Annotated in this window: 13 protein-coding genes; 6 read left to right on the top strand and 7 right to left on the bottom strand. The window is 75.7% G+C overall.

Going from position 1 to position 14,840, the window contains the following annotated elements; genetic code table 11:
* The first annotated feature begins 49 nt into the window (after positions 1-49).
* Positions 50-1,285 (top strand): RNA polymerase sigma factor, encoded by a 1,236-nt coding sequence (locus tag ACZ5NJ_RS26765; protein WP_468767900.1) that lies wholly within the window; start codon positions 50-52, stop codon positions 1,283-1,285.
* On the opposite strand, the gene ACZ5NJ_RS26760 is transcribed toward ACZ5NJ_RS26765, so the two are convergent.
* The 6 genes from ACZ5NJ_RS26760 to ACZ5NJ_RS26735 form a co-directional block, all read right to left on the bottom strand.
* Positions 1,275-2,735 (bottom strand): condensation domain-containing protein, encoded by a 1,461-nt coding sequence (locus ACZ5NJ_RS26760; protein WP_468767856.1) that lies wholly within the window; start codon positions 2,733-2,735, stop codon positions 1,275-1,277. The two genes, ACZ5NJ_RS26765 and ACZ5NJ_RS26760, sit on opposite strands and share 11 nt — an antisense overlap.
* A 39-nt stretch (positions 2,736-2,774) precedes the next feature.
* On the bottom strand, positions 2,775-3,146 hold the full coding sequence (locus ACZ5NJ_RS26755; protein ID WP_468767854.1) for an STAS domain-containing protein: 372 nt from the start codon (positions 3,144-3,146) through the stop codon (positions 2,775-2,777).
* 71 nt (positions 3,147-3,217) lie between these two features.
* The gene (locus ACZ5NJ_RS26750) at positions 3,218-6,778 is read right to left on the bottom strand and encodes an nSTAND1 domain-containing NTPase (protein ID WP_468767853.1); all 3,561 of its coding nucleotides are present in this window, start codon (positions 6,776-6,778) and stop codon (positions 3,218-3,220) included.
* Between the two features lie 73 nt (positions 6,779-6,851).
* Positions 6,852-7,460, bottom strand: coding sequence for a DJ-1/PfpI family protein (locus ACZ5NJ_RS26745; protein ID WP_468767851.1), 609 nt, complete (start codon positions 7,458-7,460; stop codon positions 6,852-6,854).
* Between the two features lie 117 nt (positions 7,461-7,577).
* Positions 7,578-8,492, bottom strand: coding sequence for a LysR family transcriptional regulator (locus ACZ5NJ_RS26740; protein WP_468767849.1), 915 nt, complete (start codon positions 8,490-8,492; stop codon positions 7,578-7,580).
* Positions 8,493-8,578: 86 nt separating this feature from the next.
* Positions 8,579-9,328, bottom strand: coding sequence for a GntR family transcriptional regulator (locus ACZ5NJ_RS26735; RefSeq protein WP_468767847.1), 750 nt, complete (start codon positions 9,326-9,328; stop codon positions 8,579-8,581).
* A gap of 230 nt (positions 9,329-9,558) precedes the next feature.
* On the opposite strand from ACZ5NJ_RS26735, the gene ACZ5NJ_RS26730 reads away from it, so the two are divergent.
* The 5 genes from ACZ5NJ_RS26730 to ACZ5NJ_RS26710 are packed head-to-tail and all read left to right on the top strand — an operon-like array spanning position 9,559 to position 14,309.
* On the top strand, positions 9,559-10,722 hold the full coding sequence (locus ACZ5NJ_RS26730; RefSeq protein WP_468767845.1) for an ABC transporter substrate-binding protein: 1,164 nt from the start codon (positions 9,559-9,561) through the stop codon (positions 10,720-10,722).
* On the top strand, positions 10,722-11,627 hold the full coding sequence (locus ACZ5NJ_RS26725) for an ABC transporter permease (protein ID WP_468767843.1): 906 nt from the start codon (positions 10,722-10,724) through the stop codon (positions 11,625-11,627). The genes ACZ5NJ_RS26730 and ACZ5NJ_RS26725 overlap by 1 nt, the downstream gene beginning before the upstream one ends.
* Complete coding sequence (locus ACZ5NJ_RS26720; RefSeq protein WP_468767841.1) at positions 11,615-12,553, top strand: ABC transporter permease; 939 nt, start codon at positions 11,615-11,617, stop codon at positions 12,551-12,553. Before ACZ5NJ_RS26725 ends, ACZ5NJ_RS26720 begins: the two co-directional genes overlap by 13 nt.
* A gap of 5 nt (positions 12,554-12,558) precedes the next feature.
* Positions 12,559-13,653: an ABC transporter ATP-binding protein gene (locus ACZ5NJ_RS26715; protein ID WP_468767839.1), complete on the top strand. Its 1,095-nt coding sequence runs from the start codon at positions 12,559-12,561 to the stop codon at positions 13,651-13,653.
* Positions 13,650-14,309 carry an HAD family hydrolase gene (locus tag ACZ5NJ_RS26710; RefSeq protein ID WP_468767837.1) on the top strand — a complete coding sequence of 220 codons (660 nt, stop codon included), beginning with the start codon at positions 13,650-13,652 and terminating at the stop codon, positions 14,307-14,309. Before ACZ5NJ_RS26715 ends, ACZ5NJ_RS26710 begins: the two co-directional genes overlap by 4 nt.
* Here the strand turns inward: ACZ5NJ_RS26710 and ACZ5NJ_RS26705 are convergent.
* Positions 14,290-14,775: a hypothetical protein gene (locus ACZ5NJ_RS26705; RefSeq protein WP_468767836.1), complete on the bottom strand. Its 486-nt coding sequence runs from the start codon at positions 14,773-14,775 to the stop codon at positions 14,290-14,292. The two genes, ACZ5NJ_RS26710 and ACZ5NJ_RS26705, sit on opposite strands and share 20 nt — an antisense overlap.
* Between the last annotated feature and the right edge of the window lie 65 nt (positions 14,776-14,840).

The following is a 14,840-nucleotide window of genomic DNA, read 5'->3' as shown; positions in this document are numbered from 1 at the left end:
CGTTTGCCCCGCCGGGCCCCGACTGCTCTGATGGGTGGCCGTGACGGCAGTGACCACGGCCCGGGCGGTCGAGACGGTGTTCAGGATGGAGTCCGCGCGGATCATCGCCGGCGTCACCCGCATCGTGCGCGACGTCGGCATCGCCGAGGAACTCGCCCAGGACGCCCTGGTGGCCGCCCTCGAACAGTGGCCCGTCTCCGGCGTACCCGACCGGCCCGGGGCCTGGCTGATGGCCACCGCCCGGCACCGGGCCGTCGACCTCGTACGCCGCAAGGAGACCTACGCCCGCAAGCTCGCCGAGGTCGGCCGCACCCTGGAGGACGTCCCGCCGCCCGCCGAACCCGCCGAGCGCGACGACATCGACGACGACCTGCTCCGGCTCGTGTTCACCGCCTGCCATCCGGTCCTCGCGACCGAGGCCCGGATCGCCCTCACCCTGCGCCTGGTCGGCGGGCTCACCACCCAGGAGATCGCCCGCGCCTTCCTGGCCCCCGAGCCGACCGTCGCCCAGCGCGTCGTCCGCGCCAAACGGGCCCTCGCCAAGGCCGGGGTGCCCTTCGAGGTCCCCTACGGCGCCGACCGCGAGCAGCGCCTGGCATCCGTCCTCGAAGTCATCTACCTGGTCTTCAACGAGGGCTACGCGGCCACCGCCGGGGACGACCTCCTGCGCCCCGCCCTCTGCGAGGACGCCCTGCGCCTGGCCCGGCAGCTGACCGCCCTGATGCCGGACGAGCCCGAGGCGCACGGCCTCGCCGCCCTGCTGGAGTTCCAGGCCTCCCGCACCGCCACCCGCACCGGCCCCGACGGCGCACCGGTCCTGCTCGCCGACCAGAACCGGTCCCGGTGGAACCGGCTCCTCATCCGGCGCGGCGTGGACGCCCTCCGGCGCGCCGGCAGCGGCCCCTACTCCCTCCAGGCCGCCATCGCCGGCTGCCACGCGGCCGCCGTCCGCTACGAGGACACCGACTGGACGGCCATCGCCACCCTCTACGGGCGCCTCGTGCGGCTGCTGCCCTCCCCGGTGGTCGAGCTGAACCGGGCCGTCGCCGTCTCCATGGCCGAGGGCCCCGAGGCGGCGCTGCCCCTGGTCGACGCCCTCGCCGGAGAACCCGCCCTGCGCTCCTACCACCTGCTGCCGAGCGTACGGGGAGACCTGCTGGAGCGGCTCGGACGCGGACGGGAGGCCCGCGCCGAGTTCGAGAGGGCGGCCTCCCTCACCCGCAACGCCCGCGAACGGGACCTGCTGCTGGCCCGGGCCGCCGCCCTCCCCGGCGTCAGCCCCTGATCCCCGCCGCCCGCGCCCGCGCGTCGGGCTCGGGCCGCCGCGGGGCCGTCAGCCCGACCGGCCTGCGGAAGCCGCCCGTGCGGGCGACGCTCTGCACCGTCCCGCGCAGGGCCTGCTGGAAGTCGTCCATCGTGCGCCGCGCCGCCGGGGTGTCCACGTACAGGGAGTTCATGTGCAGCCCGTCCGCGTCCCGCTGGAACCACGAACACGTCCCGTTGCCCGTCGCCGACCACACGTGCGTGGTCGGCCGCCACTCGTCGTGCCGTTCGGCGCCCGGACAGCGGCGCATGTCGATGTACGAGAAGAAGTTCACCGCGTACGGCCAGGAGCGCAGGGCGAACTCCTCCGGGGCCAGCAGCTCCCAGGCCCGGACGAACGGCACGTCCAGGTGCCGCATCATCTCCCGGAACCCCTCCTGGACCCCGGCCACCACCTGGGCGAAGTCCTTGCCGGGGGAGGCGTCGAACTCGATCGGCAGGGTGTTGACGAACCAGCCCACCGAGTTGGTCCACGCCTCCCGCCCGCGCTCGCTGACGGGCATGAACCCCCGGTACACCCCCGGCCCGCCGGCCTCGCGCAGACAGACGGCGACGGACGCGAGCAGCCCCATGAACGGCTTCCCGCCGGTTTCCCGGCACACCTTCTCGAACACCTCGGCCTCGGCGGCGTCCAGCAGCCAGGAGGCCTCGTTGACGATCGGGTACATCCGGCCCGGCTCCACGCCCAGCTCCAGCGGGTAGCGCGGGAAGAACTCCCCGCCCCGCTCGATGAAGGACCGCCAGTAGCCCAGGCGTTCGTCCTCCGCGTCGATGGAGAGGTAGCGGCGGCGCTGCTCGTCGGCGAAGTCGAGGTAGCTGGGCGCCGGCGGCAGTTCGGGCTCCTCGCCGCGCAGCAGCGCCTCGTACGCGGTGAGCACCTGGTGGGCCACGACCGGCATCGACATGCCGTCGCAGACGATGTGGTCGAACGCCAGGTACACGGTGGCGGATTCGGGGCGGACCACCGCGCCCATCACGAACAGCGGCCAGGACAGGGTGTCGATGCTCCGCTGGAAGCGCTCCGACAGGAACGCCCCCAGCCGCTCGGCCGAGCCGCGCACCGCCACCTCCCGCGCCTCCAGGGCCAGTTCGTCCGCCCGCAGCGGAGCACACGACACCTCCCCGGCCAGGCGCAGGAACTCGCACCGCAGCACCTCGTGCCGCCGGACGAAGCCCAACAGGGCCCGCGCCAGCACGTCTTCGTCCAGGGCGCCCTCGACCTCGAAGGTGACGGCCACCCAGGACGCGACCCGGTCCCCGTCCGCGCGACTCTCCTCGGCGACGGTGAAGTGCTTGTCCTGATTGAACGAAGCCCTCCGGTCCGCCGCTCCCGGAGCGGTCGTGGAGCGCAACCGCCACTCGACCAGGCGCCCCGGCGCCACGTGGTGCATCTCCAGCGGAAACTGCCGCATTCACGCCATCCCTTCATCCCCCGAATCAGCCCCGAGCGCCTAACGACACCCGGACCGCGGAAGTGACGCCCTCACCCCCGTGCTCCCGTCCCGGAGGCCGCCCCGGCCGCCCCGGCCCACCCGTTCCCAGAGGTCGAGCAGCAGCCGCACGGACCGCGAGCAGGAGGCGAACTCCCAGGAGCGGCCGTCGCGGGACCACCGCTCCAGCACGTGCCCCAGGGCGGAGTCGCAGAAGGTGACGCGGGCCGCGTCGAGGACGAGGAGGCGGGCGCCGAGCGCGGCGCCCTCGTCGAGGAGGGCCCGCAGGGGGAGGCAGCCGTAGTGGTCGAACTCCCCGGCCAGGCTCACGGCGAGGACCCCGCCGCCGAGGGAGGACCGGATGCCGGCCGGACCGTGAAGGGCGCTGTCCATCGGTTCTATGGGGGTGTTCACGCCCCTCCAACGGGCCTTCCCCCGCACGGGAACCGGCGCCGGGGCGCACTTCACCCGCGTGGCCGTGGGACCGGCGCGTGCGGCGGCAGCTGGTGGCCCTGGCGCTGCTCCGGCGTGGGCGGGTGCAGGACGCGCCCCGCCGCGAGGCGCAGCAGCGCACCGGCGCCGTCCGGGGCGACCGGGGTCCACAGGCGGACCGTCCGGTCGCGGGAGGAGGTGGCGATCCGGCTCCCGTCGGGCGCCCAGGACACCCCGTTGATCCAGTCGGCGTGCAGTCCGACCACGGCGACGGCGGCGGCCCGCGCCGGGTCCCACAGCCGCAGCGTCCGGTCCCGGGAGACGGAGGCGAGCCGGGTGCCGTCCGGGGACCAGGCGACGTCCTGGACGCGGTCGCCGTGCCCGGTCAGCACGGCCGTCCCCGCGGCCGGGCCGGCCGCGTCCGGGTCCCACAGGCGGACGGTGCGGTCCCGGGAGGCGGTGGCCAGCAGGCGCCCGTCCGGGGACCAGGCCACCCCCCACACCTGGTCCTCGTGCCCCTCCAGGGTGCGCAGCCGCTCACCCGTCGCGGCGTCCCAGACGACGACCCCGCGGTCCGTCCCGCAGGTGGCCAGCCGGCTCCCGTCCGGCGACCAGCCTGCTCCCGTGACCCAGTCGTCGTGCCCGCGCAGCACCCGCGCGGGCTGCCGGCCGGCCGCGTCCCGGACGTGCACCAGGCCGTCGCGCCCGGCCGTCGCCAGCCGCGTGCCGTCCGGGGACCAGCACACCGCCGACACCTCCGCGCCGTGCCGGCCGGGCAGTTCGGCCGGCGGGCCGCCGTCGCGCGGCCACAAGGCGGCCGTGCCGTCGCGGCGGCCCACCGCGAGCCGGGTCCCGTCCGGGGACCAGGCGAGGTCCCCGCACTGCCCCGTCGCCAGGACCCGCGGCGGCCCGAACCCCGGTGCGGACCACAGCCGTACGGTCCCGTCCTCCGAGGCACTGGCGACGCGGGCGCCGTCCGGGGACCAGGCGTTCTGCCACACCGACTCGGTGTGGCCGCGCAGGACGCGGGGCGGTGCGGCGGGCTCCCAGACGGCCAGGGTGCGGTCCCGGGAGGCGGTGGCCAGCCGCCGGCCGTCGGGGGTCCAGGCGACCGCGTGCACGGCGTCCCGGTGCCCGGTCAGCCAGAGGGCCGTGCCCTCCCCGTCGGACGCCGCGCCGGCCTCCAGGTCCCAGATCCGGACGTTGCGGTGCCGGTCGCCGGCGGCGAGCCGCGTCCCGTCGGGGGACCAGGCCAGGCAGTCGATGCCGTCCATGCTCGACAGGACCCGTACCGCCCGGCCCGCGGCCGGGTCCCGGAGCACCACCGTACGGTCGGCGGAGGCGGAGGCCAGCAGGGCGCCGTCGGGGGACCAGGCCAGGGCCGTCACCGCGTCCTCGTGCGCGGTACCGGCGGTCACCGGCTCCCCGCCGGCCGCCGGCCGGATCCGTACGGCCCCGTCCTCCCCGCCGACGGCGATCCGCCCGCCGTCGGGCGACCAGGCCGCGCTGCACGGCGTCCCGGGCCCGGCCTCCAGGGCGCCGGCCGGGGCGAAGGAGGCGGTGTCCCACAGCCGGAGCCCTCCGGCCGCCCCGGCCGACACCAGCCGGCTGCCGTCGGGGGAGAACGCCAGCGGGGCGGGACCGTCGCCGCGGCCGCCCCCGGCGCCGGCCACCCGCCGCCAGGAGACGGTGTCCCAGACGGTCAGCCGGGCGTCCCCGGTGGCGCAGGCCAGCAGCGCGCCGTCGGGCGACCAGGCCACCGTACGGGGCCGCTCGCCGGGCACGTCGAGCACGACCGGCGCCGCCCCCGGGCCCCCGCCCCCCTCCGGGCCGTCCCCCTCCGGGGCGCCCTCCTCCGGGCCGGGCGCCGCCCACACCCGCAGCCGGCCCTCCTCCGAACAGGCGGCGAGCCGCGCCCCGTCGGGGGACCAGGCGGCGCCGGTCACCGCCGCGCCGAAGTCCCGGCGCACCGCCCGCAGCAGCGAGCCGTCCAGCGCCGTCCGCAGGGCCTGGAGGGCGGCCGGGGTCGGCGCCCACTCGGTGACCGCCGCGAGGGCCACCGCGACGGCCGTCTCCGGTTCGCGGCTCTCCAGCACCCGGGCCGCCACCGCGTCCGCCGTACGCGCCCGGGACGCGCCGTCCGCCCGGGCGCTGCGCTCCACGTACTCCGCCACCAGCGCCGACACCTCCAGACCGGCGGGGGCCTGCGCCCGCCAGGCGCGGGCCGCGGCCAGCCGCTCCCCGGTCAGCAGGAAGGCCTCGCCCCGGCCCGCGAACTCCCACTCCTGGGCCCAGCGTTCCCACTCGCCGCGCCGCCGCAGCTGCCCGGCGTGGTCCGCGACGGCCCGCCGCAGGGGCGGCCAGCGGCGCAGCAGCGCCTCGTGGGCCAGGTCCAGGACCCCCGCGTCGGAGGTCAGCAGCCGGCCCGCGACGAAGGCGTCCGCGATCTCCCGTTCGGCGGGGGCCAGTTCGTCCCGGGCGACGCGCCGGCGCACGGGTTCCTCGCCCCGCACGGTCACCAGCCGCAGCAGGGTCCGTACGACGGGGTCGGGTCCGGCGTCCGTGTCCCCCTCCGGCCCCAGCAGCTCGGCGCGGATCCGGTCGGCCTGCCCGACGAGGGCGCCCGCGACCCCGCCGACCTCCCGGTAGTGCGCGTACCCGATCACCGAACCGGGCCCGCCCGCCAGCCGGTACAGCTCCTGGAGGGTGTAGGCGAGCAGCGGCAGCGCGTCGCCGCCCCCGCAGTCGTCGACGATCCGCGACACCAGGCCCGGCTCGAAGGACACCCCGGCGGCCGCGGCCGGCCGGGCCACCACCTCGTGCAGGGCCTCCCGCTCCAGGGCTCCGATCACCACCGGATCCCTTACGAGGGGGGCCAGTTCGGCCTCCAGGAATCCGGTCAGGAAGTCCGAGCGCAGGGTGGCGACCAGCCACAGCCTCGGCTGCCGTGCCAGTTCCTCCCGTACGGCGGCGGCGAAGGCGGCCCGCTCGCCCGGCCCCGACAGGGTGAGCAGCTCCTCCAGCTGGTCCACCAACAGCACCCGCGGCCGCCCGTCGGCGGCGGGGCCGTCCAGCGCGCGCCGCAGGGCGCCGACCGGGTCGGTGCCGGGGGTGATCGCCGGGTACGCGGTCCAGCGCGAGCGGCGCCCGGTCAGCGCGGGCAGCAGACCGGCCCGGACCAGCGAGGACTTGCCGGAGCCGGAGGGCCCGACCACCGTCACGAACCGGTGGGCGCGGGCCGGTGCCGCCGGGTGCAGCCGGGCCACGAGCGCGGCGGTCTCCCGCTCCCGCCCGAAGAACACCGCCGCGTCCTCCTCCCCGAAGGCCTCCAGCCCCGGGTACGGCGGCTGTCCGGCCGTCCACGCGACGGGGACGACCGGCGGCCGCCGTTCCAGCCAGCGCAGCCACACCTGGCCGCCGACCAGGGCGAGGAGCCCGATCCCGACGAGGGGTATCGACCACTGGCGCAGCAGCCGCAACGGGAGCGGGACCTCGCCCTCCACGTTGGTGGCGTAGTTGGTCGCGATCCCGAGCAGCGCGCCCACCAGCATGAGCAGCACGTCGAGAACCAGTGCGAGAGGTCGTCGTTGCATGGGGCCAGAACCTAGCCGCGACGCCCCGCGTCCGCGACCGCCGCCCCCCGACCGGGCTTTCCGGCGCGGTGGTTCAGCGCAGGGCGCCGGCCCGCACGCCGATGGCGGACATGACGCGCTCGACGGTCTCCCGCTGTTCGCCGACCGGGGCCACGTAGGCGACGGCGGCCCGCGCGGCCTCCTCGCCCAGGGTCCGCGTGATGGCCCAGGCACCCAGGTACAGCGAGGACATGCAGCCGCCCGCCGTGGCGACGTTCCCCTCGACGTGGAAGGGCTCGTCCAGGACGGTGACGCCCATCTCCTCGACGAACGGGCGGGTCGTCAGGTCCGAGCAGGCCGGGCCGCCGGCCAGCAGCCCGAGCCGGGCGAGTACCAGCGCCCCGGAGCACTGCGAGCCGATCAGCTGGCGCGAGGGGTCGAGCGGCAGCATCGACAGCAGCCGGTCGTCCGCGATCACGTCGCGGGTCTTGATGCCGCTGCCGATCAGCACGACGTCGGCCTCGCTCACGAACTCCATCGGGCGCTGGCCCGTCACCTCGACGCCGTTCATCGAGGTGACCACCGGCGTCGGCGTCGTGATGAAGGCCTCCAGGCCGTCCGGCCGGCACCGGTTGACCAGCGCCGAGGCGATGAAGCTGTCGAGCTCGTTGAACCCGTCGAACGTGACCACCGCTACCCGCATCACCACTCCTCTGGGACGTGCCGCCGAACCTCCATGATCCCGCGTCGCCGCCCGGGCCGTCAGGGGAAGCGGTGGGCCTGGCGGGGGAGCCCCGGGAATTGTCCGGAAACACCCGGCCTACGCGGCGGGCCCCGCCGTCCCGGGTTCCGCGTCCGCGCCCACCGAGGCGCCCAGGGCTCGCGCCAGGGCCCGCGCGTAGGGCTGCGGGGAGCGCAGGGGAGCGGCGACGCCGAGGTGGCGGGCCGGCCGCGGCGGGGCGAGCGGGACCACCGCCACCCCGGCGGGCGGGGTCAGGGCGATGTGCGGGACCAGCGCGACGCCCACGCCGGCCCCGGCCAGGGTCTGGGCGAAGAAGTAGTCGGTGGTGGAGGCGGCGATCCGCAGCTCGAACCCGGCCCGGTCCGCGTAGCGGCGCAGGAAGGCCTCCGTCTTCATGCAGCCCAGCACCCAGCGGTCGGCCGCCAGTTCGGCCGGTTCGACGGCCTCCCGCCCCGCCAGCCGGTGCCCGGCCGGCAGGACCGCGTACAGCGGGTCCTCCAGCAGCGGCTGCCAGGACAGGCCGGTCCCGGAGGGCAGCGGGCCGTCGAAGTGGTAGGCCAGCGCCAGGTCGGCCGCACCGGCCCGCACCATCGGCAGCGAGGCCTCCGGTTCGGCCTCCAGCACCGTCAGCTCCACCTCCGGATGCGCGGCGACGAAGGCGCGCAGCGCCCCGGGCAGCAGGTGGCGGCCTCCGCTGGTGAAGGTGGCGACCGTGAGCCGGGGCCGGCCGGCGGCCAGCCGGTCGATGCGCGCGCGGACCCGGTCGAGTTCGGCGGTGACGGTCTCGGCCGTCTCCGCCAGCAGCCGGCCCGCCTCGGTGAGCGTGACCCCGCGCGTGCTGCGCTCGGCCACCGGGTGGCCGAGGCCGCGCTCCAGCGCGGCGATGTGCTGGGACACCGCCGAGGGGGTCAGCCGCAGCGCGGCGGCGGCCCGGTTGAAGCTGCCGTGGTCCGCCACGGCCCGCAGGACGCGCAGCCGGTGCACATCGATCAAGGGTGTTCCTCGGGCCGGTCGGGGGCGGGCGGTTCCGCTGGGACCCTACAGCGGAGAGCACCGGATCCGAGAGGCCGGACGGGGGTTCAGCGCTCGCCGCCCGGGTGGCGCTCCAGCGGTGCGGCTACTGCCGAGTTGCTCACAGTGAAGGTGACGGTACCGGCCCGGTAGCGGTCGTCGGACCACTCGATCGGGCGGCCCGTACGGGTGGCCGAGACATGTCGCTGGCGCAGCAGCGGGCTGCCGCGCCGGACCTCCAGCAGCCGGGCGTCCTCGCTGCCCGCCGGGAGCGCGTCGATCAGGTGCTCGCCGTAGTGGGCCACGATCCCCGCGTCCGCCGCCAGGCCGTCCATCACCGAGCGGCAGTCCTCCGGCATGGCCTCGACCGCCGCCGCGACCCAGTCGGCGTAGGCGGTCCGCTCCACCATGGCGGGCTCGCCGTCCAGCAGCCGCAGCCGCAGCACGGCCAGGACCTCCGTGCCGGGCGCCAGGGCCAGGCGCTCCGCCTCCTCGGCCGTCGCCGGGCGCCGGGTCCGCGACAGGAAGCGGCTGCGCGCCTCGTGGCCGATCCCCTCGGCCCACTGGGCGAAGCTGTTCAGTTCGCCGAAGCTGTGCCGGCGCTCGTGGCGCAGGACGATCCTGCGGGCCCCCTGGCTGGAGCCGACGAGGCCCTCGGCGGCCAGGGTGGCGACGGCCTGGCGGACGGTGCCGCGCGAGGCGGCGAAGCGGGCGGCCAGTTCGCTCTCCGACGGCAGCCGGGCGCCCACCGGGTAGCCGCCGGACAGGATCGCCCGGCGCAGCTCCTCCGCGATCTCCAGATACCGGACCGTCCCCATGCCGTTCGCCCCCCGTTCGCCGTGTGCGGATCCTCCCGCACCGTCACTCATGATCATTCGAGCAGGTTCTGTCACGGCTTCTTTCGGTCATTCTCGTGTTTTCGTCGAGCCGTGCCCGCGGGTCCAGGCGCCGTTCACCGCCCGTACAGCCGGCCCGGGCGAACTGGGGCCGACTTGTTCAGACAAGTGATGCCTGGCAAGTGATCCCCCCTTCGTCTCCGGGAGAGACCGTGTTCCGTTCCTCCGCCCGTCGTGGCGCGGCCGTCCTGCTCAGCGCCGCCGCCGTCGCCACCCTCGGGGCGTGTGGCGCCGCCCCCGACCAGCCCGCCGCCGGCGCCGGCGCCCAGGGCAAGGCCCAGCCGGCCACCGCCGCCTCCGCGGCCGACCTCGGCGGCCTGGACGCCCTCGTCGCGGCCGCCGAGAAGGAGGGCCGGCTCAACGTGATCGCCCTGCCGCCGGACTGGGCGAACTACGGCGAGATGCTCAAGGCCTTCCAGGCCAAGTACCCGAAGATCAAGGTCTCCAGCGAGAACCCGGACGCCACCAGCGCCGACGAGATCGCCGCCGTCAAGTCCCGCAAGGGCCAGAACCGCGCCCCCGACGTCCTCGACCTCGGCATATCCTTCGCCCGCAGCGGGGCCGACGAGAACCTCTTCGCCCCCTACAAGGTCACCGCCTGGGACAAGATCCCCGCCTCCCAGAAGGACGCCGACGGCCGCTGGTACAACGACTACGGCGGCTACGTCTCCATCGGCTGCGACGCCGCGAAGATCCCCGCCTGCCCGCAGACCTTCGCCGACCTGCTCAAGCCCGAGTACAAGGGCAAGGTCGCCCTCAACGGCAACCCGACCAAGTCCGGCTCCGCCTTCGGCGGCGTCTACGCGGCCGCCCTCGCCAACAAGGGCTCCTTCGCCGACGTCCAGCCCGGCATCGACTTCTTCGGCCAGCTCCGCAAGAGCGGCAACTTCATCCCCGTCGAGTCCACCCCCGCCACCGTCGAGAAGGGCGAGACCCCCATCTCGATCGACTGGGACTACCTGAACGCCGGCTACGCCGAGCAGTTCAAGGGCAAGGGCGTCGACTGGAAGACCGTCGTCCCCGCCGACGGCGTCTACGCCCAGTTCTACTCCCAGGCCGTCAACAAGGACGCCCCTCACCCGGCCGCCGCCCGCCTGTGGATGGAGTTCCTCTACAGCACCGAGGGCCAGAACATCTGGCTGAAGGGCCACGCCCGGCCCGTCCTGCTCCCGAACATGACCCAGGACGGCACCGTCGACAAGGACGCCGTCACCAAGCTCCCCCAGGTCCAGGGCACCCCGTCGTTCCCGGCCTCGGCCGAGCTCGACAAGGCCAAAGCCGTCCTCGCCGAGAAGTGGGACAAGGCCCTCAGCTGATGTCCGCACCCACCACCCCTCACCGTGAGGGAACCGCCGGCGGCACCACCCCGCGCCGCCGGCGGCGCGGCCCGCGCACCTGGCTCGCCGCCCTCCCCCTCCTCGTCTTCACCGGGCTCTGCTTCGGCATCCCGCTGGGCGCCATCGCCTTCGGCGCGGTCACCCGCACCGACCCCGCCACCGGCGCCACCCACGTCACCGGCGAGCACCTGGCCCGCTCCCTCCAGGGCCCCTACCTCACCTCCCTGGCCGGAAGCGTCCGGCTCTCCGCCCTGACCGCCCTCCTCGCCACCCTCCTCGGCGTGCTGATCGCCCAGGCGCTGGTCACCTCCCGCTCCACCGCCCTGCGCTCGGCGGCGCTGACCGCCTCCGGCGTGCTCGCCAACTTCGGCGGCGTCCCGCTGGCCTTCGCGTTCATCGCCACCGCCGGCATCTCCGGGGTCGTCACCCGGCTCGCCGACCTCACCGGCCTGGGCTGGGACCTGTACTCCTTCGCCGGCCTCACCGTGGTCTACCTGTACTTCCTGATCCCGCTGATGGTCCTGGTGACCGTCCCCGCCCTGGACGGGCTGCGCCCCCAGTGGCGCGAGGCCGCCCGGAACAGCGGGGCCACCGGCTGGCAGTTCTGGCGCCTCGTCGGCCTGCCGGTGCTCGCCCCCTCCCTGCTCGGCGGGTTCGTCCTGCTCTTCGGCACCGCCTTCGCGGCCCACGCGACGGCCGCCGCCCTCGTCGGCGGCTCCGTACCGCTGGTCACCCTGAAGATCGCGGACGCCCTCTCCGGCAACGTCCTCACCGGCCAGGAGAACGTGGCGCTCGCCCTCGGCCTCGACATGATCCTGATCGCCGGCCTGGTCATGGCGGTCTACCTGCCCCTCCAGCGACGGAGCGCCCGATGGCTGCGATGACCGAGACCACCGCGACCGCCCCGGGGCCCGTGTGCGGCGATGCCGCCGAGGCCCCCGCGAAGGCCGTCGGCCGGGCGGCGAAGGCGCCCCGTCCCCGCCCCCGGATCTGGCGCGGCGCCGTCCTCGCCCTCGCGGGCGCGTACTTCGCGCTCCCGCTCCTCGCCTCCTTCGTGTTCACCGTCCACGTCCCCGGACAGGGCGTCACCTTCGAGGCGTACACCGAACTGCTCGGCGCCGACGGGTTCTCCCAGAGCCTGCTGCTCTCCCTGGGACTGGCCGCCGCCACCATCGCCCTGTCCCTGCTGCTGGCCGTACCCGCGCTGATCGCCGTACGGATCGGCTCGCCCGGGCTGCGCCCCGTGGTCGAGGTGGTGTGCATGCTGCCGCTGGTGGTCCCGCCCATCGCCCTGGTCACCGGCATCACCACCGTGCTCCGCTGGGGACCCGAGCACCTCTCGCGGACCCCGCTCTACCAGACCTTCATCGCCGTCCAGGACGAGCGGTTCCCGGTCGTCCTGGTCCTCGCCTACACCGTGCTCGCGCTGCCCTTCGTCCACCGCTCGCTCGACGCGGGCCTGCGCGCCGTGGACGCGCCCACCCTGGTCGAGGCCGCCCGCAGCTGCGGGGCGAGCTGGCCGTACGTGGTGTGGCGGGTGCTGCTGCCGAACCTGCGGACCTCACTCGCCGGGGCGGCGTTCCTCACCCTGGCGCTGGTGCTCGGCGAGTTCACCCTCGCCTCCCTGCTGGGCTTCCGCCCCTTCGCGGTGTGGATCGTCTCCGTCTCCGGCGCCCAGGCCCGGATGTCGGTGGCCGTCTCCATCCTCAGCCTCCTGATCACCTGGCTGCTGCTGCTCGTCCTCTCGCGGGCCGGAACCGCGCCGTCCACCACGGCCTCCGCCCCCGCCACCTCCCGCAAGGAGTCCTGACCCGCATGTCCACCACCCTGACCGAGACCGGGAAGCCGGCCGCGTCCGCCGGCACCGGGGGCGCCCGCGTCGAACTCCGCGGCCTGCGCCGGGCGTTCGGCACCACCACCGCCCTGGACGGACTCGACCTGACCGTGGAGCCCGGCGAACTCCTCGCCCTGCTCGGCCCCTCGGGCTGCGGCAAGACCACCGCCCTGCGCGTGCTCGCCGGCTTCGAACACCCCGACTCCGGCGAGGTCCTGGTCGACGGCGAGGACATCACCCGGGTCCCGGCCAACCGCCGCGACGCCGGGATGGTCTTCCAGTCGTACAGTCTCTTCCCGAACCTGAGCGCCCGCGAGAACGTCGCCTTCGGCCTGCGCGTACGGGGCGTCCCGGCGCCCCGCCGCCGTGAACGCGCCGCCGAACTCCTGGACCTCGTGGGCCTTCCCGAGCACGGCGACCGCTACCCGCACCAGATGTCCGGCGGCCAGCAGCAGCGCGTCGCCCTCGCCCGCGCCCTGGCCCTGCGCCCGCGCGTGCTCCTGCTCGACGAGCCCCTCTCGGCCCTGGACGCGAAGGTACGGGCCAACCTGCGCGAGGAGATCCGCCGGCTCCAGCTCTCCCTCGGCATCACCACCGTGTTCGTCACCCACGACCAGGAGGAGGCCCTGTCGATGGCCGACCGGGTCGCGGTCCTCAACGCCGGGAAACTTGAGCAGTGCGCCGCCCCCGCCGAGCTCTACGAGCGTCCCGCGACGCCGTTCGTCGCCGAGTTCGTCGGCACCATGAACCGGCTGCCGGGCCGCCTCGCCGGCTCCGGACAGGTGGAGGTCGCCGGCACCCGGCTGCCCGTCGACGGACCGGTCCCTGCCGGGCCCGAGGTCGAGGTGCTGGTCCGGCCCGAGAACCTCACCGTCGCCGCCGACGCGGCCGGCACCGCGACCGTGGCCTCGGCCTCCTTCTTCGGCGCCGTCACCCGCCTCCACCTCGACCTGGCCGGAGGCACCCGGGTCAAGGCCGACGTCCCCTCCCGGGACGCGGGCGGCCTCACCCCCGGCGCGCGGGCCACCGTCGGCCTGGCCGAGCGGCCCGTACTCGTCGTGGCGAGGACCGTGTGAGCGAACTCGCCGCCGTCCTCTTCGACATGGACGGCACCCTCGTGGACACGGAGGTGCTCTGGTGGGAGACCACCGAGGAGGTCGCGGACCGCCTCGGCCACCGGATCGGCCCGGCCGACGCCCCCGAGGTCGTCGGCCGCGCGGTCGCCGACACCGCCGCCCACCTCGTCCGGGTCACCGGCGGCGCGGACGCCGGGGCCGTGGCGGACGAGCTCACCGAGGGCTTCTTCCGCCGGGTCGCGGCCGGCGCCCCCGTCCGGCCCGGAGCACAGCGGCTGCTGACTGCCCTGGAGGCCCAGGGCGTGCCCTTCGCCCTGGTCAGCGCCTCACCACGGGTGGTCGTCGACCAGGTGGTGGGGGGCGCGCTGGCACACGTCCCCTTCGCCTTCACCCTCTCCGCCGACGACACCGCGCGCACCAAGCCGCACCCCGAGCCCTACCGGGTCGCGGCCGAACGCCTCGGCTTCGAGCCGGGGGAGTGCGTCGCCGTGGAGGACTCCCCGGACGGGGCCGCCTCCGCCGAGGCGGCGGGCTGCCCGGTCCTGGTCGTGCCCTCGCTGCTGGAGGTACCGGGCTCGGCGGCGCGCACCTTCGCCGCCTCCCTGGAGGAGGTCACCCCGCACCTGCTGCGCGGCCTCAGGCGCACAGCCGGATGATGTCGAGGATGCCGTCGGCGTAGGCGGCCGTCGGGCTGCCGGGGCCGCCGGCCAGCGGACCGGTCAGCTGCGGCAGCCCGGCCCGGACGTAGGCGGCGCACTGCCCGTACAGCCCCGCCTCGTACGCCGTCCCGTCGTCCTCGGAGGTCAGCAGCGCGAGCAGCGTCCGCAGCAGGGCCTCGCGGGTCGCCAGCCGGGGCGGCCCGGCGGCCCAGACGGCCATCAGCACCGCGCACGCCGCGGGGGCGGGCGGCCAGAGCCTGGGCCGGGTGAAGACGTGCCCCTCCAGGGCCTGGAAGGCCGCCGGATGCCCTTCGGCGGCATGCCACAGGGTGTCCTCCAGGTGCCCCGCCGAACGGCCGCAGCCGCAGGCGATGGAAACCCAGTCGTGCCGGGCGATCTCCTCGCCCACGGCGGCGGGCACCAGCGGGCTGCTGCGCACGGTGTCCTTGTCCTTCCCTCTCATGAGGCCCAAGTATGGGAGCGGACCCGGGGCCGGTCGACCACCCCGTCCGAGGGCCGGACACGACG

It is taken from the genome of Streptomyces sp. NPDC032091 (assembly GCF_055580265.1).
Note: the sequence above shows the minus strand (reverse complement) of the source record. Positions and strands in the feature narration are given on the sequence as shown.

Excerpts from the sequence above, each read along its gene's own strand:
- ACZ5NJ_RS26725 (WP_468767843.1), top strand. The coding sequence starts at position 10,722 with ATGTCCGCACCCACCACCCCTCACCGTGAGGGAACCGCCGGCGGCACC.
- ACZ5NJ_RS26705 (WP_468767836.1), bottom strand. The coding sequence starts at position 14,775 with ATGAGAGGGAAGGACAAGGACACCGTGCGCAGCAGCCCGCTGGTGCCC.
- ACZ5NJ_RS26760 (WP_468767856.1), bottom strand. The coding sequence starts at position 2,735 with ATGCGGCAGTTTCCGCTGGAGATGCACCACGTGGCGCCGGGGCGCCTG.
- ACZ5NJ_RS26745 (WP_468767851.1), bottom strand. The coding sequence starts at position 7,460 with ATGCGGGTAGCGGTGGTCACGTTCGACGGGTTCAACGAGCTCGACAGC.
- ACZ5NJ_RS26720 (WP_468767841.1), top strand. The coding sequence starts at position 11,615 with ATGGCTGCGATGACCGAGACCACCGCGACCGCCCCGGGGCCCGTGTGC.
- ACZ5NJ_RS26735 (WP_468767847.1), bottom strand. The coding sequence starts at position 9,328 with ATGGGGACGGTCCGGTATCTGGAGATCGCGGAGGAGCTGCGCCGGGCG.
- ACZ5NJ_RS26750 (WP_468767853.1), bottom strand. The coding sequence starts at position 6,778 with ATGCAACGACGACCTCTCGCACTGGTTCTCGACGTGCTGCTCATGCTG.
- ACZ5NJ_RS26715 (WP_468767839.1), top strand. The coding sequence starts at position 12,559 with ATGTCCACCACCCTGACCGAGACCGGGAAGCCGGCCGCGTCCGCCGGC.
- ACZ5NJ_RS26755 (WP_468767854.1), bottom strand. The coding sequence starts at position 3,146 with ATGGACAGCGCCCTTCACGGTCCGGCCGGCATCCGGTCCTCCCTCGGC.